Annotated in this window: 17 protein-coding genes; 10 read left to right on the top strand and 7 right to left on the bottom strand. The window is 60.4% G+C overall.

Features of this window, described 5'->3' with window-relative positions; all coding sequences use genetic code 11:
* The first annotated feature begins 301 nt into the window (after positions 1–301).
* The 5 genes from ytfQ (at position 302) to ACQY1L_RS15895 (ending at position 5,758) form a co-directional block, all read left to right on the top strand.
* Positions 302–1,261: a galactofuranose ABC transporter, galactofuranose-binding protein YtfQ gene (ytfQ, locus tag ACQY1L_RS15915; RefSeq protein WP_062581523.1), complete on the top strand. Its 960-nt coding sequence runs from the start codon at positions 302–304 to the stop codon at positions 1,259–1,261.
* A 172-nt stretch (positions 1,262–1,433) separates the two neighbouring features.
* On the top strand, positions 1,434–2,939 hold the full coding sequence (locus ACQY1L_RS15910) for a sugar ABC transporter ATP-binding protein (RefSeq protein ID WP_430244007.1): 1,506 nt from the start codon (positions 1,434–1,436) through the stop codon (positions 2,937–2,939).
* Positions 2,939–3,973 (top strand): ABC transporter permease, encoded by a 1,035-nt coding sequence (locus ACQY1L_RS15905; RefSeq protein WP_062462101.1) that lies wholly within the window; start codon positions 2,939–2,941, stop codon positions 3,971–3,973. The genes ACQY1L_RS15910 and ACQY1L_RS15905 overlap by 1 nt, the downstream gene beginning before the upstream one ends.
* Positions 3,970–4,956, top strand: a complete 987-nt coding sequence (gene yjfF, locus ACQY1L_RS15900) for a galactofuranose ABC transporter, permease protein YjfF (protein WP_082471961.1) — start codon at positions 3,970–3,972, stop codon at positions 4,954–4,956. The genes ACQY1L_RS15905 and yjfF overlap by 4 nt, the downstream gene beginning before the upstream one ends.
* Before the next feature lies 1 nt (position 4,957).
* On the top strand, positions 4,958–5,758 hold the full coding sequence (locus ACQY1L_RS15895) for a FadR/GntR family transcriptional regulator (RefSeq protein WP_082471960.1): 801 nt from the start codon (positions 4,958–4,960) through the stop codon (positions 5,756–5,758).
* Here ACQY1L_RS15895 and ACQY1L_RS15890 read toward each other — a convergent pair.
* The 6 genes from ACQY1L_RS15890 to ACQY1L_RS15865 all read right to left on the bottom strand — a co-directional run bounded on the left by ACQY1L_RS15890 (position 5,736) and on the right by ACQY1L_RS15865 (position 11,640).
* Positions 5,736–6,572: a GNAT family N-acetyltransferase gene (locus tag ACQY1L_RS15890; RefSeq protein WP_209902437.1), complete on the bottom strand. Its 837-nt coding sequence runs from the start codon at positions 6,570–6,572 to the stop codon at positions 5,736–5,738. The genes ACQY1L_RS15895 and ACQY1L_RS15890 overlap by 23 nt on opposite strands.
* Positions 6,569–7,315 (bottom strand): aspartate/glutamate racemase family protein, encoded by a 747-nt coding sequence (locus tag ACQY1L_RS15885; protein WP_430241713.1) that lies wholly within the window; start codon positions 7,313–7,315, stop codon positions 6,569–6,571. The genes ACQY1L_RS15890 and ACQY1L_RS15885 overlap by 4 nt, the downstream gene beginning before the upstream one ends.
* Before the next feature lie 9 nt (positions 7,316–7,324).
* Positions 7,325–8,143, bottom strand: a complete 819-nt coding sequence (locus ACQY1L_RS15880; RefSeq protein WP_113165633.1) for an ABC transporter permease — start codon at positions 8,141–8,143, stop codon at positions 7,325–7,327.
* Between the two features lie 18 nt (positions 8,144–8,161).
* Positions 8,162–9,073 (bottom strand): ABC transporter permease, encoded by a 912-nt coding sequence (locus ACQY1L_RS15875; protein WP_430241710.1) that lies wholly within the window; start codon positions 9,071–9,073, stop codon positions 8,162–8,164.
* A 151-nt stretch (positions 9,074–9,224) separates the two neighbouring features.
* A complete protein-coding gene (locus ACQY1L_RS15870; protein ID WP_062581511.1) occupies positions 9,225–10,514 on the bottom strand; it encodes an ABC transporter substrate-binding protein in 1,290 nt (429 codons plus the stop codon).
* 37 nt (positions 10,515–10,551) lie between these two features.
* Entirely contained in the window at positions 10,552–11,640 is a 1,089-nt protein-coding gene (locus ACQY1L_RS15865) for an ABC transporter ATP-binding protein (protein ID WP_430241707.1), read from the bottom strand.
* 235 nt (positions 11,641–11,875) lie between these two features.
* Between ACQY1L_RS15865 and ACQY1L_RS15860 the strand changes: the two genes are divergently transcribed.
* The 5 genes from ACQY1L_RS15860 to ACQY1L_RS15840 all read left to right on the top strand — a co-directional run bounded on the left by ACQY1L_RS15860 (position 11,876) and on the right by ACQY1L_RS15840 (position 15,787).
* Positions 11,876–12,589, top strand: coding sequence for a GntR family transcriptional regulator (locus tag ACQY1L_RS15860; protein ID WP_430241705.1), 714 nt, complete (start codon positions 11,876–11,878; stop codon positions 12,587–12,589).
* 171 nt (positions 12,590–12,760) lie between these two features.
* Positions 12,761–13,591: a transporter substrate-binding domain-containing protein gene (locus ACQY1L_RS15855; RefSeq protein ID WP_062581505.1), complete on the top strand. Its 831-nt coding sequence runs from the start codon at positions 12,761–12,763 to the stop codon at positions 13,589–13,591.
* Between the two features lie 101 nt (positions 13,592–13,692).
* Positions 13,693–14,334, top strand: a complete 642-nt coding sequence (locus tag ACQY1L_RS15850) for an amino acid ABC transporter permease (RefSeq protein ID WP_062462075.1) — start codon at positions 13,693–13,695, stop codon at positions 14,332–14,334.
* Entirely contained in the window at positions 14,331–14,999 is a 669-nt protein-coding gene (locus ACQY1L_RS15845) for an amino acid ABC transporter permease (protein WP_209902446.1), read from the top strand. Before ACQY1L_RS15850 ends, ACQY1L_RS15845 begins: the two co-directional genes overlap by 4 nt.
* Complete coding sequence (locus tag ACQY1L_RS15840) at positions 14,996–15,787, top strand: amino acid ABC transporter ATP-binding protein (RefSeq protein ID WP_113165627.1); 792 nt, start codon at positions 14,996–14,998, stop codon at positions 15,785–15,787. Before ACQY1L_RS15845 ends, ACQY1L_RS15840 begins: the two co-directional genes overlap by 4 nt.
* Before the next feature lie 7 nt (positions 15,788–15,794).
* Here ACQY1L_RS15840 and rocF read toward each other — a convergent pair whose 3' ends face one another.
* Positions 15,795–16,715 (bottom strand): arginase, encoded by a 921-nt coding sequence (gene rocF, locus ACQY1L_RS15835; protein WP_430241702.1) that lies wholly within the window; start codon positions 16,713–16,715, stop codon positions 15,795–15,797.
* Positions 16,716–16,850 lie beyond the last annotated feature (135 nt).

Here is a 16,850-nt window from a genome sequence, read left to right as displayed (position 1 = left end):
TATTGAAGCGCAGTGTCTCCCGAAACCGCGCCAACCCCTCCCATCAGATCACGATCCGATGCGTCATTAATACGACTATTGGATAACGGGACGTACTGTCAAGAACGAGATGGCTTCAGAGTGCCATCATCGTAAACAAGGGAGAATTCTAAATAGCGAGTGGAATCATATAGATAAATGAGGATCTCGCAAAATCGCGTTTCGAAAGCGTGATTTTTCGCAATTTTGCGTCTTGCAAAAGTATGATTATATGCCAAACCTTCGACCGTCAGTTTTCTTATCATCTCTGGGAGGATTTAAGATGAAGAGAGCACTATGGGCGGCTACCGCCGTTGTTACCGCATGCCTGGCTTCGAGCGTTTCCGCAAAATCCCTGACAATCGGCTTCTCGCAGATCGGATCTGAATCCGGCTGGCGCGCTGCCGAAACGACAGTGACGAAGCAGCAGGCCGAAAAGCGCGGCATCACCCTCAAGTTTGCCGATGCGCAGCAGAAGCAGGAAAACCAGATCAAGGCAATCCGCGGCTTTATCGCCCAGGGCGTCGATGCGATCCTGATCGCACCTGTCGTTGCCACCGGCTGGGACGCAGTCCTGAAGGAAGCCAAGGAAGAAAAGATCCCTGTCATCCTTCTCGACCGCGAAATCGATGCACCGAAAGATCTCTACCTGACGGCCGTCACCTCTGACCAGACCTTTGAAGGCAAGGTTGCAGGCGACTGGCTGGTGAAGGATGTCGGCTCCAAGGACTGCAAGGTCGTGGAACTGCAGGGAACCACCGGTTCCTCACCTGCCATCAACCGCAAGAAGGGTTTCGAACAGGCTATTGCCTCGCATTCGAACATCAAGATCGCGCGTTCGCAGACCGGTGACTTTACCCGCACCAAGGGTAAGGAAGTCATGGAAAGCTTCATCAAGGCAGAAGGCGGCGGCAAGGGCATTTGCGCCGTTTACGCTCATAATGACGACATGGCCGTCGGCGCGATCCAGGCCATCAAGGAAGCCGGGCTGAAGCCGGGCACCGACATCAAGGTCGTCTCGATCGACGCCGTTCCGGATATTTTCCAGGCTATGTCGAAGGGTGAAGCAAACGCGACTGTGGAGCTCACGCCGAACATGGCAGGCCCCGCGCTCGACGCACTCGAAGCCTACCTGAAGGACAAGAAGGAACCACCAAAGTGGATCCAGACAGAATCGAAGCTGTACACGGCTTCTGATGACCCGATGAAGGTGTACGAAGCCAAGAAGGGCCTCGGCTACTGATCTCCCGCCGCCCGATCTAGCTCTCGACCGAGCCGGGCAGTTTTCAACCGGGGCAGCTTCTTCAAGAGCTGTCCCGGCCTCCACTTATGCGGGCTGGAGCATGACAGACATACAGACTTCCTCAGAAAATTCGTTCTCCGCCACAAACCGGGAACGTCTCGATGATCCGCTCATGGAAGCAAGGGGCGTCGGCAAATCCTTTCTCGGCGTCACCGCGCTCGAGGGCGTGGACTTCACGCTGCAGCGGGGCGAGATCCATGCGCTGCTTGGTGAAAATGGCGCCGGCAAATCCACGTTGATCAAGATCCTGACAGGTGTCTACACGCGTGACCGCGGCGAGATGCGGCTGGATGGCCATGACGTGACTCCGGCCAACGTCGCGGAAGCGCAGGCGCTCGGCATCGGCACTGTCTATCAGGAAGTCAATCTTCTCGAAAATCTCACGGTGGCCGAAAACCTGTTCCTCGGTCGCCAGCCAAGCCGCTTCGGGTTCATCGACCGCCGCGAGATGCGTCGCCGCGCGAAAGCGCTTCTAGCGAGATACGGCCTCGATATCGACGTCGATGCGCTTCTCTCCTCCTATTCCGTCGCGATCCGCCAGATCGTCGCGATTGCCCGTGCCGTCGATCTTTCCGGCAAGGTGCTTGTTCTCGACGAACCGACAGCAAGTCTCGACAGCCAGGAAGTCGAAATGCTGTTCGTCGTGCTGCGCCGGCTGCGCGAACAGGGTCTCGGCATCATCATCATCACCCACTTCCTGAACCAGGTCTATGCGGTGGCCGACCGGGTCACCGTGTTGCGCAATGGCACACTGGTCGGCAGCCGCGCGCTGGCCGACCTGCCGCGTCTCGAACTCATCTCGATGATGCTCGGCCGTGAGCTGCAGGACATTACCCGTGAACATCAGGCCCACGAAGAAACCGTTGCCCCGACCGGCGAGGCACCCATTCGCTTTGCCGGCTACGGAAAACGCGGCAGCGTCGCCCCCTTCAATCTCGACATCCGACCGGGCGAAGTCGTCGGCATCGCCGGATTGCTTGGGTCGGGCCGCAGCGAAACGGCCTTCCTCCTTTTCGGCATCGACCGTGCCGACAGCGGTACAGCCAGCATCGACGGCAATGAGATTGCCCTCTCCTCGCCGGTCGCGGCCATCTCCAACGGGTTTGGCTTTTGCCCGGAAGAACGAAAGACGGACGGGATCATCGGCGATCTGTCCGTGGCCGACAACATCGCCTTGGCACTGCAGGCCCGTCAGGGCTGGGCAAAACCGATTTCGTCGCGTGAGCGCCAGGCTCTGGCTGAAGGGTTTATCAAATCCTTGGACATTCGCCCCGCGGATGCCCAGCGGCCGATCAAATTCCTCTCCGGCGGCAACCAGCAGAAGGCGATCCTCGCCCGCTGGCTGGCGACGGAACCACGCCTTCTGATCCTCGACGAACCGACCCGCGGCATCGATATCGGCGCTCACGCGGAAATCCTGAAAATGATCGAGCGGCTATGTGCCGAAGGCATGTCGCTTGTTGTGATTTCCTCCGAACTGGAGGAACTGACGGCGATCGCCCACCGGGTCATTGTTCTTTCCGACCGCCGCCACGTGGCGGAACTCACCGGCAGCGACGTCAATGCCGACAGTATCATGCAGGCGATTGCCGCACCGAACCGGACGGAGGCCGCCTGATGAACCCGATAACCCGTCGCCTCAAGCGACTTGCGCCGCAGCTGATCGCGCTTGCGATCATCCTCGGCATGATCACGGCGATCGCGCCCGGCTTCCTGACGATCTCTGTCCAGAACGGCCGCGTCTACGGCAGCCTGATCGACATTCTGGTGCGCGCCGCACCGGTGGCCCTTCTGACTATCGGCATGACGCTCGTCATAGCGACCCGCGGGATCGACCTTTCGATCGGCGCCGTCATCGCCATCTGCGGCGCCGTTGCCGCAACGCTGATCGCCGATGGATATCCGATCCCCGTCGTCATCGTCGTATCGCTCGGCATCGGCCTCGTCTGCGGTCTCTGGAATGGCATTCTTGTTGCCCTCCTCGATATCCAGCCGATCATCGCAACGCTGATCCTGATGGTGGCGGGACGCGGGATTGCCCAGCTGATCACAGAGGGCGTCATCCTCACCTTCAATGACGACACGTTTTCGGCGCTCGGATCCGGTTCCTTCGCCGGCATTCCGATCCCGATCTTTCTCTGGCTCGGCACCGGCCTTCTCGTCGGCCTGCTGGTCCGCCGCTCGGCGCTCGGCTTCCTGATCGAGGCGACCGGCATCAACCGCCGTGCCGCAACGCTTGCCGGTGTGAAGGCCCGCTTCCTGCTGTTCTTCGTCTATGCGATCTCGGGCCTGTGTGCCGCAGTCGCCGGGCTGATCGTGACCGCCGATATCCGCGGCGCCGATGCCAACAATGCCGGCCTCTGGCTCGAACTCGACGCAATCCTCGCGGTTGTGATCGGCGGCACGTCGCTGAACGGCGGGCGCTTCTCGATCACCGCGTCGCTGATCGGCGCGCTGATCATCCAGTCGATCAACACCGGCATTCTCGTTTCCGGCTTCCCGCCGGAATTCAACCTCATCATCAAGGCCGGCATCATCATCATCGTGCTGACACTGCAATCACCCGCCGTCATCACCATGCTTGGCTTCTTGAGGTCGCAGCCGAAAGCCAGCAAGAACCCGGTTTCCAAGGTTGAAGGAGCGGCAAGATGATCCACACCCGCAACCTTCCCTTCGTCACGACGCTTGCCATCTTCGTTATAGCCTACGGGCTCTGCATCCTGCAGTTTCCAAACATGCTGTCGACGAGGGTGATCGGCAATCTGCTGACAGACAATGCGTTTCTCGGCATCGCCGCTGTCGGCATGACCTTCGTCATTCTGTCAGGCGGCATCGATCTCTCGATCGGCTCGGTGATCGCCTTCACGAGCGTGTTCGTGGCCGTGGCCGTCGGCTCGCTCGGCCTGCACCCGCTGACTGCCTTCTTAGCCGTTCTCGTCATCTCCACCCTGTTCGGCAGTCTGATGGGGGCGATGATCCGCTATCTCGGCATTCCGCCTTTCGTCGTGACGTTGGCCGGCATGTTTCTGGCACGCGGCGCCGCCTACCTGATTTCCACGGCGTCGGTACCGATCAGCCACGAGATGATCGACGCGATCCAGGGCTTCTACTTCCGCTTTCCAGGCGGCGGGCGACTGACGGCGCTTGCGATCTTGATGCTGCTCGTCTTCATCATTGGCGGGTTCATTGCCGGAAGGACGCGGTTCGGCGCGAATGTCTATGCGATCGGCGGCAATATCCAGTCGGCGGAACTGATGGGGGTTCCGGTTGGCTCCACGACGATCGGCATCTATGCTCTGTCCGGCTTCCTGTCGGGCTTGGCCGGCATCGCATACACGCTTTATACCTCGTCCGGTTATTCGCTGGCGACCGTCGGCGTCGAACTCGATGCGATTGCGGCTGTCGTGATTGGCGGAACGCTTTTGACCGGCGGCGTCGGACTTGTGGCCGGCACATTCGTCGGCATTCTTATCCAGGGACTGATCCAGACCTACATCGTATTCGACGGAACCCTGTCGTCCTGGTGGACGAAGATCGTCATCGGCATCCTCCTTTTCGTGTTCATTGTGTTGCAGCGCGGTATCATCTGGTATTCAAACCGGCGATTGGCCGAGAGTCGGCTTAAGGAGATCTAGTTTGAGTTTGCTGGAAACGACGATTAACGGGCGAAAGCGCCGTAGCAACCACGCAACGGTGGTCGCTGGGCTTGGCCGCGGGATCGTTTCCGGCACGTTCCCCGAAGGCTCTCTCCTGCCCGGCGACACCGAGCTTTCCGCACGGTTCGGCGTATCGCGCACGGTGTTGCGCGAGGCGATGAAGACGCTGTCTGCCAAGCGGCTGGTCGAAGCCAAGGCGAAGGTCGGTACCCGCGTCCTCGACAGTTCAAGCTGGAATTTCTTCGACGCGGATGTCTTGAGTTGGCGTTTCGAGACGAGCCTCGACTACGAGTTCATCGAGCATCTGGCCGAAATGCGCACCGCGCTTGAGCCGGCAGCGGCGGCGGCGGCGGCTTTGAGGGCAACGAGCGATGACATCGTTTCGCTTTACGCGATCGCTGCCAAATTCGACAATCTCAACCACACGCCGGAATCAATCGCCAACGTGGATCTCGAATTCCATCTGGCCATCGCCCGCATGTCCGGCAATCCGTTCATGCGTTCGGCAAGCGCTTTGATCGAGGCGGCACTGGCGATTTCCTTCCAGCTGTCGTCACCGGCCGCGTCGCCGGAAATGATCGACGAAGTCGCCTCCAACCATCTGCGCATCGCCCATGCCATCGCGTCCCGCGATCCGCAAAAGGCGATGTCGGCGATGCGTCATGTGATCGACGTCGGCAAAATCCGCATCCGCACGTCGCTGGATGCTGCGGAGAACGTGCCAGGCAACAAGACCGCCGAGCTGCGCTTCCCAGATTCTACCCGAGTTCCAACGTCGTGACCCCGAAGACATCGGATGTCTGCGCTGACGGCGGCAAGCCGCGATACATTCGGGCTGTCGTAAAACCTTTTTGGAATCCGGCTTCTGAAAGATAGTCCGAAAATTCCTGCTGCGGCGCCGGCACATCGATATGCACGGTCTCGCCTCCGGTTTCCGCGACGAGGCTTTGCAGTAGCGTGACGGCTTCGGTCGCACCCTCGGCGAAAAGCGGACCGATCTTGAACCCGTCGCTACATTTGCGGCAGACGCCATATCCTCTGATCTCTCCATCATCGATCAGGACCTTCGTCGACCTCGGCGGCTTCAGCCACTCGGAAAGAAACGCCTTGCGGACTTGCGGGAAGACGCTGCCATCGTAGTGGATGATAGCCGGCAAATTACCAACGTTGACATCGGTCACGCCGGCAACGGCGGTACCTTTGAGGCGGCCACTCCAGCGTATACTCTCGTAGAACGGCTCGAACCCCATGCTGCGATAATTCTGCTGTTGCTCCGCAACGCCATCGAGACCGATCGTGCGTCCCTCCAGATGGGCCATGCCAGCATCCCATACACGCCGGCCCATACCCTGCCCGCGAAAATCGGGATTTGCGATATAGAGGCCGATAAACCCGAAGTCATGGCCGTATCGCACAGCGGAGATGCCCGCTGCTAGTACGCCATTGACGAAACAGCCGATGAACCCCTCGGGATCCGCCGCATGAAAGGCCGCCGCATCGGCAAGCCCGGGGTTCCAGCCTTCCGCTCTCGCCCAGTCGAGAAGGCATTCAAGCTCCGAAAGTGCCAGCGTCCGGATGACGGCTGAGCCTGTCATCGCGTCGCAAGCCTGCTAGGCGCAAAACCCTCGAGAAGCCCCGCATACAGCTTGTTGACCGGCGTCGCATAGGCGCCGTTTTTAGCTGTCGACAGGCCGAGTGCCACCAGCATTTCCGCCTGTTTGACGGCAGCCGCGACACCATCCACGACTGGCACCCCGAATTCGGCCCGCAGCTCTGCGGTGAGGTCTGCCATGCCGGCGCAACCGAGCACGATCGCCTCGGCCTTGTCTTCCTTCAAGGCTAGCGCGATTTCTAAGCGAAGGCGCTCGCGCGCGTTGGATGTCGGATCTTCCAGCGACAGAACCGGGATATCGGCGGCCCGCACCTTGCAGCGGCCAGACATGCCATAGCGATGGACGAGATGTTCGAGCGGCAGGCGTGAGCGCTCCATGGTCGTCACGATGGTAAAGCGTTGCGCGATAAAGGCTGTCGCAGAGACCGCCGCTTCGCAGATGCCGATAACAGGGATATTTGCGAGAGCCCGGGCTGCATCGAGCCCCGTATCATCGAAACAGGCGATGATCGCCGCGTCGGCACCCGCCTTTTCGCCCTTGGCAAGCTCGACCAAAAGGCCGGGTACCGCAAACACCTCGTCGTAGTACCCCTCGATCGACACCGGCCCCATGGACGATGTGACGGCGTGGATCTGCGTATCGGAATTGGCAACACGGGCGGCGCTGTCAGCCACGGTCGCAGTCATGCTGGCGGTGGTATTGGGATTGACGATCAGAATGCGCATCGTGTGGGATCAGCTCCGCAGGCGGCGACGGTTGATATAGACGATCAAGCCGAGCGTCCCGGCAATGACCAGGAACGAGAACACCGTCGTCACCGTCCCCAGCGCATAGAGCACCGGCGTCGTGACATTGGTGGTCATGCCGTAGATCTCGAGCGGCAGCGTATTGTACGTGCCAGCCGTCATCAGCGTGCGAGCAAACTCGTCATAGGAAAGCGTGAACCCGAACAGCCCGACGCCGATCAGGCTGGGCGCGATCATCGGCAGCACGACGTTGGAAAACGTCTGCCAGGACGAGGCGCCGAGATCGCGCGCAGCCTCTTCATAGGCCGGCGAAAAGCGGTTGAACACGGCAAACATGATCAGCACGCCGAACGGCAGGGTCCAGGTGAGATGCGCGCCGAAGGCCGACGTGTACCAGGACGGTTCGAACCCGAACTGCTGGAAAACGACGCCAATGCCGAGGGAGACGATGATCGACGGAACGACGAGACTTGCGACCGCCAGATAAAAGAGGGCAGTCGCACCGGCAAACTTCCGGCGAAAGGCAAGACCAGCCAGAAGTGCCACGACGACGGTGACGATCATCACCATCACCCCGAGCGCTGTGGAGCGGCGGAACGAGCCGCCGAAATCGCCGACCGCCTGGGTCTCGAACAGGTTGACGAACCAGCGGGTGGAGACGCCGTTCAACGGAAATGTCAGGCCGCCATTCGGTCCCTGGAACGACAGGATCAGCACCGCCGACAGCGGCCCGTATAGAAACAGCACGAAGATGGCGAAGAATAGGGCGAGGAAATAGAATTCGCGGCCGCGCTTGTCGCTGTGCATCTCAAAGCTCCCCCATCTTCACAGTTCTTTGCGGATATCGACGATGCGCAGGATGCCCGCGACCATCAAGAGAACGAGGACCAGGAGAACCACCGCGTTGGCGGCGGCAGCCGGATATTGCAGCAACGACATCTGGTTCTTCATCATCAGCGCCACCGAAGCGCTCTGGCCGCCGGACATGACCTGCACGGTGGAAAAGTCGGCCATCACCAGCGTCACCACGAAGATCGTGCCGATCGCCATGCCGGGCTTGGCAAGCGGAATGATGACATTGGTGAGGATCTGAAAGGACGTGGCGCCGGCATCACGCGCCGCTTCGACCAGCGACTTGTCGATCCGCATCAGCGTGTTGAAGATCGGCGTCACCATGAACAGCGTGTAGAGATGCACCATGGCAAGCACGACGGCGAAATCCGAATAGAGCAGCCACTGGATCGGCTCCGGCACGATGCCGGCACTGACGAGCGCGCTGTTGATCAACCCGTTTCGCCCGAGAACCGGGATCCACGAAATCATCCTGATAATGTTGGATGTCAGGAACGGCACCGTGCAGACCAGAAACAGCACCATCTGCATCGCCGAGGTGCGAATGTGGAAAGCGAGGAAATAGGCGACCCAGAAACCGACGAACAGCGTGATCGCCCAGACGATGGCCGCAAATTTCAGCGTGTTGAGATAGGTCTTCCAGGTGACCCAGGATCCGAGCGTTTCCGCATAGTTCATGGTCAAAAAATCGGGATACATCTGGGCGAAGTCGTAATCCCAGAAACTGACGATCACGATCATCAGGATCGGAAGCGCCAGGAAGAACCCAAGGATCAGCGTCAGCGGCGTCGCCTGCAGGTAGGAGACGAGGCCGAGCGGGATGCGAAAGCTGCGGGCTTTGGGCATTTCCGGTTTCACCGCGTCCGCGGATGTGATCGTCGCCATCGGTGTTTCCTGCCTTCGTCGAAAGATGGAGCGGTTCCGCAAGTCCCCCTCCCCCTCGTGGGGAGGGTGGCCGGCAGGCCGGGAGGGGTTTTGAAGAAAGGCCCCTCCCTAACCCTCCCCACAAGGGGGAGGGAACATGTCGTACCTGCCGTTAGGCCGCGATGAATTCGTTCCAGCGGCGAACCATGTAGCGGTCCTCGTCCATCACGGAGTTCCAGCAGGCGACATGGCCCATGCGTTCCTCGAAGGAGCCGCCATCGCGCACGGCACCGGCCTTTTCCATGACCTTGCCATCGGGCGCGACGATATCGCCCTGGGCTGCCTTGCCTTCGATCCAGTAGCCCCATTCGTCGGCCGACATGTGTTCCTTGGCGGTGTCCATGGCAGCGGAATAGTAACCCTGGCGGTTGAGGTAGGCACCGACCCAACCGGATGTGTACCAGTTGATATATTCATAGACCGCATCGAGCTTGGCGCCGGAAAGATGCGCGGCAAGACCGAGACCGCCGCCCCACGAGCGATAGCCTTCCTTGAGCGGCTGATATTTGCAGGCGATGCCCTTGGAGCGGACGGCGGCAACGGCTGGCGACCACATCGACTGGATGATGACTTCGCCCGACGACATCAGGTTGACGCTTTCGTCGAACGACTTCCAGAAGGCGCGGAACTGGCCCGCCTGCTTGGCCTTGATCAGGAAATCGATGGTCGCATCGATCTCGGCCTTGGTCATGTTGCCCTTGTCGGCATACTTGATGTTGCCCATGGCTTCCATGATCATCGCGGCATCCATGATGCCGATCGACGGAATGTTCAGGATCGACGTCTTGCCCTTGAACTTCGGGTCCATGATATCGGCCCAGGTCGTGATCTCACGGCCGACCAGATCCGGACGAATGCCGAGCGTATCGGCATTGTAGATCGTCGGCATCATGGTGAACCACTGGGTCTCTTCCTTGGCGAACTTCTTGTCGCCCGCCTTTTCGACGAAGCCGACCGTATGCGGCGCCGTGCCCTGGGCGATCACGCTGTCCGGCTTCAGCTTGCCGTTCTTGAACAGCGGCACGACTTTGTCGTAATATTTCAGCTTCTTCACATCCATCGGCTGGATGACGCCTGCCGGATAGACCTTCTTGAGGATCCAGTATTCGATGTCGGCAATGTCGTAGGAGTTCGGCTGCGTGACGGCGCGCTGGGCAGCGGCATCCGAGTCGGTTGCGGTCATCTCGAGCGTGATGCCGAGATCCGCCTTGCACTTTTCGGCAATCGCATTGAGGTTTGAAACGCCGGTACCGAACTGGCGGATCGTGATCGGGTTCTGCGCCCAGATGGTCGGGAAGCCGGTAATGGCCCCCGAACCGGCAGCAAGGCCGGCAGCGGCAGATGCGGTCTTCAGCAGCGAGCGGCGCGAAAGTCCCTTCGCGGTCTTTTGAATTTCAGTCATTCCCATGTTCTCCTCTAGTTGATTATTGTGAGTGGGATCAGTGCTTGAGGCGCCCGAGGACAATCGCGTCCTCACGGCCCCAGCATAGGGGGATCGCCTCTCCGACCTTGACCGGATTGGCGAAGAAATCGGTGTCGGAGAGGATCGCCATAAAATCCTCGATGCCGGCGCCGTTGACCGACAGCTTCACCGAGGAACCGCGATATTCGATATTGGTGATCGAGCCGGTAAAACCGAGGCCCGTTTCGGACGGCTGGCCGATCCGGACGTGATCGGTACGGATGGCGATATCGGCCTGATCGGTCAGGTCGCCATTGTCGCCGACGGCCAGAAAATCGGCACCGGCCGGCACCGACAACATCAGTTCCTGGCCCGCGCTTTTGGTGACGCGACCGGAAATGACGTTGTGGTCGCCCATGAACTTAGCGACGAAGGCTGTCGCCGGCTTTTCGAACACGACGCGCGGATGGGCCGCCTGCTCGATGCGACCGTCATTCATGATGACGATGATGTCGGCAAGCGCCATCGCCTCTTCCTGGCTGTGCGTCACATGCACGAAAGTGATGCCGAGCGAGGTCTGCAGCTTCTTCAGCTCCGCCCGCATACGGATCTTCAAGAACGGATCGAGCGCGGAAAGCGGCTCGTCGAGCAGCAGTGCTTCCGGATCGGTAATCAGCGCACGCGCCAGCGCCACGCGCTGCTGCTGACCGCCGGAAAGCTGGGCCGGACGGCGCGTCGCATAGCCTTCCATCTGCATCAGCCGCAGCAGGTCCATCGCCTTGGCACGGCGGACATCCTTGTCAACGCCCTTCATCTTGAGCGAAAACGCGACGTTGTCGACCAGATCGAGATGCGGAAACAGTGCGTAGGACTGGAACATCATTGCCGTGCCGCGTTTGGCCGGCGGAAGATCCGTCACCACCGTGTTGCCGAGCCGCACGTCGCCCGAGGAGATGCTCTCATGGCCCGCGATCATTCTCAGCGTCGAGGTCTTGCCGCAGCCGGACGGACCGAGCAGGCAGCAATAGGTGCCGGCCGGGATCTTGAGACTGATCGCATGGACCGCCGTCGTCGTCCCATAGGTCTTGGTGACGGAGGCGATATCGATTTCGGCGGCTTTGCTCATGCGGTGCTCCCTGCTTGCGAAATGAGATGCATCCGCCGTGCCAGTTCCGGTAACCCTTTGACCGCACTGGAACATCGGTTTGCGCTGAAAGAACCTTTTGAGTGCAATGCGCAAAAATCGTGCGATCGATAGCGATCCCATGCGCAAATCGTATGCAATCCTTGCCGTGGATCGCAGACATCCGATCTGGCAATCTCGATGTGGCTGGAGTAAGGGAGATTAACGGGATGTGGTGATGAGTATCAGCGAGCAGATCATTCTCAGCGAGACGATTCCGGAAGATCGGTCAATGGCGATCCGCGAAGCGTTGCGCAACGCGATCATCGACCGCCGCCTGGCGCCCGGAACCAAGCTTTCGGAAGCCGAAGTCGGCTCGCTGTTCGACGTCAGTCGCACCGTCGCCCGCGCCGCGCTGCAGATGCTGACCTTCGAAGGCCTGGTAAAGACCGAGCGAAACCGCGGCGCCTTCGTCTCCAATCCGTCGCCGGACGAAGCACGGCAGATCTTTGCTTCGCGCCGGCTTATCGAGCCCGGCATTGTCGCCGCTGCGCTCGAGCGGATCACACAGGATGACATCGAAGAATTCCGGCGCCAGCTTCAGGAAGAAGAGCGCTACATGACTGAGCGCGGTCCGGCCGCACGACGCGCCGAGATCAAGGCTTCCGGTGATTTCCACCTGATGCTGGCTTCGGTCGCCGGAAATTCCATTCTGCAGCGCTTCATGGACGAATTGATAGCCCGCTCTTCACTGGTGATCGCGCTTTACGGACGCTCCGGCGTGTCGAGCTGCGGCCACAGCGAGCACTTCGCCATTCTCGACGCCCTCAAGGACGGCGATGGCGAACGGGCGGCTGCCCTGATGCTGCACCATATCGATCATATCGAGGCCGATCTCGACCTGCAGGAGAAGCAGGGCCTCGGATTGAAAGACGCGCTCGCGATCGGCTGATCAGTAAGTATCTGAACACTTACCAAGGTTCTATATTGCGGTGCGAAAGCGCGTTGACTCTGTTTGGGAAGCTCTGTCTATTTGTTCCATGCTTGGCCGGTTCAACCCGCCGAGCCAAAAAACGGGAACAGCAATCGGCACGCGTATGCCGATAACGTGGAGACATCACCAATGCTGAAGAGACATCTGCTGAAGGCCGCCGTCGGCGCCGCGCTTCTCGTAACCACGGCGTTTTCCGCCCATGCTGCAGATGACGCGCTTGCCCGCATCAAGGCGGCCGGCGTCATGAAGGTCGGCACGGAAACCGCCTTTGCTCCTTTCGACTTTATCGATGCCGGCACGCATACGGGCCTCAACGTCGATTTCTTCGCAGAACTCGGCAAGGATCTCGGCGTCAAGATCGAATGGGTCGAGCTGCCCTGGGATGGCGTCTTCCCGGCACTGGAAGCCGGCAAGTTCGATTTTGTCGCGGGCCCTGCCACCATTACCAAGGCACGCCTGGAACGCTTCAAGATGACCGCGCCGATTGCAGAGGCAACCGTCGCCATCCTGAAGAAAGCCGGCGATACATCGATCACCAAGCCTGAAGACATTGCCGGCAAGGCCGTCGGCGCCGGCAAGGCGACCGCGCAGCTTGCTCAGCTGCAGCAATATTCCGAGACGCTGCCGACCAAGGTGACCGCCCGCGAATACGTTTCCTTCAACGACGCCTATGCGGATCTGGCGGCCGGCCGTATCGTCGCCGTCGCAAATTCGCTGCCGAACATTGCCTTCGTCGCAAAGCAGCGCGCCGGCGTCTTTGAAGTTGTCACGCCCGCCTTCGGCAAGAAAGCCTATTTCGGCTTCATCGGCAAGAAGGACGCCGACAGCGCCAGCCTCGTCGAATACGTCAATTCCGAAGTCATCAAGATGAAGAAGGACGGGCGCCTGGCCAAGCTGCAGGAAAAGTGGTTCGGCACGACGTTCGATACGCCGGACGAAGTGAAAGAACCTGCGTTCTAAGACACCTTGCGAACGGGCAGGATAGGACAGCTCCTGTCCTGCCCGCTTCAATCCACTGCTCCATCCGCCCGCCGCATTCCCCGGGCGAGACGTGACGACAGATGACGTTCAAACTATTCACGCTTCTCCTGCAGGCGGCGGTGTCGACCATCGGCATCAGCCTGGTCTCGATTGCGATCGGATTCGTCATCGCGATCCTGCTTTCGGCCGCGACCCTGTCCGGCAAGACGATCTACTCGGCTCCTGCAAGACTGTTCGTCAGCTTCTTCCGCGGCGTGCCGCTGCTTGTCCAACTGCTGTTGATCTACACGCTGCTGCCGGCGATCGGCCTCAACGTGCCAAGCATCGTCGCGGCGATTATCGGCTTGTCGCTCTGCACCGCGGCCTATCAGGCGGAAAACCTGCGCGGCGGCTTCTCCAGCGTGCCGAAAGGGTTGATCGAGGCAGCTGAGGTGACGGGCTTCAATCCGCTTCAGATCTTTGCGCGGATCCAGGTCCCAATCGCTCTTCGGTTGACCCTCCCGACGCTGGTCAACGAATCGATCATGATCCTGAAGGCATCGTCGCTTGTGTCTGTCGTCGGGATCATCGAGCTGACAAAGATGGCACAGGATCTGGCCTCCAGCACCTACCAGCCGATCCCAATCTTCCTCAGTGCCGGACTGGTCTATTTCGTGATCTGCTCGACGATCGCGCTTCTCGGTCGCTACGCGGAAAGATCCATGGCGAGGACCTCCGCATGATGTTCAATCCTCAGGTCATCATCGAAAAGCTGCCCGAACTCGGCAGCGGGCTGTTCGTCACGCTTCTGCTCTGGATCGCCGGCATTGCCGGTGGCGTCGTCATCGGCTTTCTCGTGGCAACCGCCCGCCGCTTCGGTGGGTTCGCCACCAACGCAGTCCTGGGCTCCGTTGTCGAAGTGCTGCGCGGCACGCCCTTCCTGATCCAGATCTTTCTTCTCTACTACGGCGGTCCGTTCGTCGGCCTGATGCTGGATCCGATCCCCTGCGGCCTCATCGGTCTGACGGTCTATAGTGCCGCCTATTACAGCGAGATCTTCCGCGCCGGCTTTGCCGCCGTTCCTGTTGGCCATGTGGAAGCCGCCGGCTGCCTTGGCATGACACGCCTGCAGACGATCCGCCGCATCCAGATCCCGGAAATGGCGCTGATCGTGTTGCCGCCGGCGGTCAACCTTTCGGTCATTCTGCTGAAGGAATCCGCCGTTCTGTCGATCATCACCGTGCCGGAACTGACGGCCACCGTCAGCGCCATCGGCTCGCAGCAATATGCCTATCTCGAGGCGATCTTCATTCTCGCTGTCGTCTACTGGGCACTTGTCGAGCTGACCGACCGGCTTGGCCGCGCCGCCGAATACCGGCTTTCCCGTTTGAGGTTTTTGAAAGCATGACCCTACCCGCCATCACCATCCGCAACCTGGTCAAGCGGTTCGGAGAGACGACCGTTCTGCAGGATATCAATCTCGAAATACCCGAGGGGAAGGTTTCCTGCCTGATCGGCCCTTCCGGCTCCGGCAAGAGCACGCTTTTGCGATGCCTGGCGTTCCTGGAAGAATCAACCAGCGGCATGATCACCATCAACGGCGAGGCGCTCGGCTTTTTCGAAAAGCCCGACGGCAAGCGCGAACGACTGCCCCCGGCGCAGATCCGCACTGTCCGCGCCCAAACCGGCATGGTCTTCCAGCAGTTCAATCTCTGGCCGCACATGACGGCGCTCGGCAATGTCAGCGAAGCCCTGAAGATCGTCCGGAAGCTCTCGAAAGCCGACGCCGAGGAAAAGGCCATGGCGCAGCTGCGCAAGGTCGGCCTGGAAAACCGCGCCGGGCATTACCCGTCGCAATTGTCCGGCGGCCAGCAGCAGCGCGTCGCGATCGCCCGGGCCCTCGCACTCGAGCCGAAGATCATGCTGTTCGACGAAGCGACATCAGCGCTCGACCCGGAACTGACGGGCGAAGTGCTGAAAGTGATGCGGGATCTGGCCGAAGAGGGCATGACCATGGTCGTCGTGACCCACGAGATCGGTTTTGCCGCGACCGTCGGCCAGCAGATCTCGTTCCTCGACCATGGCAAGCTGCTGTTTTCCGGCCCGCCCTCGGAGGTTTTTGCCAAACCCCGCCATCCGCGGCTCGACCAGTTCCTCGATACCTATCTCGACCGCGGCGCGAGCATGCTGATCTGACGAGCGGTCAGAACCGCCGGGTCGGGCGGTCAAGCACGGTGCGGCCCATCAGGCTGGCGGTGAGGTCCACCAGAAGCGTGGCGGTACGGCCCCGTTCATCGAGGAACGGGTTGAGCTCGACCAGATCGAGGCTGGTGACGAGACCGCTGTCATGCAGCATTTCCATCACCAGATGCGCTTCGCGGAACGTAGCGCCGCCCGGCACCGTAGTTCCGACGGCGGGAGCGACCGACGGATCGAGGAAATCCACGTCGAGGCTGACATGCAGCAGACCGCCCGCGGCCTCGACCTTTTCGATAAACGAGCGCAGCACGGCGCCCACGCCATGTTCGTCGATCGCCCGCATATCATGCACCGTGATGTCACTCTTGTTGATCGCGGAGCGCTCCTGCGGATCGACGCTGCGGATGCCGATCATGCAGACATTGGCCGGATCGACCGGATGCGTCAGCGGCGGGAAATAGCCTTCAAACCCCGGTTGCCCCGTGAAATAGGCAACGGGAACGCCGTGCAGATTGCCGCTGCCGGTCGTTTCCAGCGTGTGGAAATCCGTATGCGCATCGACCCAGAGAACGAAAAGCGGTCGCTGCTTTTCGGACGCCGTGCGTGCCAGGCCCGCGACGATGCCGGCCGACATTGCGTGATCGCCGCCGAGAAAGATCGGCATGCCCTCGGCACTTTCGCGGTGGGCGATCTTGGTCAGCAGTTCGACCCAGGCGACGATCTGAGGCAGTCGGCGAACCGCCGGGTTGGGATGGGTGATATCAGAGACCGGCGGCAGCGCCAGATTGCCGAGATCGCTGACCTGATGGCCGAGATCGGCGAGCGCGCCGGCAAGGCCTGCGGTGCGCAACGCACTCGGCCCCATCTCGCAACCGAGCTGGGATGCTCCATCCTGAAGGGGAACGCCGATGAGTTTGCAATGCATGCTGTTTTTCCGTCGCTGATTGAATCTCGGGGGCTCAAGACCTATCACGGAATGCGGCCAATAGGCAGCAGCCAGCCTCATCCTCGAAAAATGGGCGGAGAAAGGAGTGGGACCTCGTATCCCACTCCCTCTGAT

Origin of the sequence: Neorhizobium sp. DAR64862/K0K3 (genome assembly GCF_050500185.1) — a bacterium.
Taxonomy (GTDB): domain Bacteria; phylum Pseudomonadota; class Alphaproteobacteria; order Rhizobiales; family Rhizobiaceae; genus Neorhizobium; species Neorhizobium soli.
Note: the sequence above shows the minus strand (reverse complement) of the source record. Positions and strands in the feature narration are given on the sequence as shown.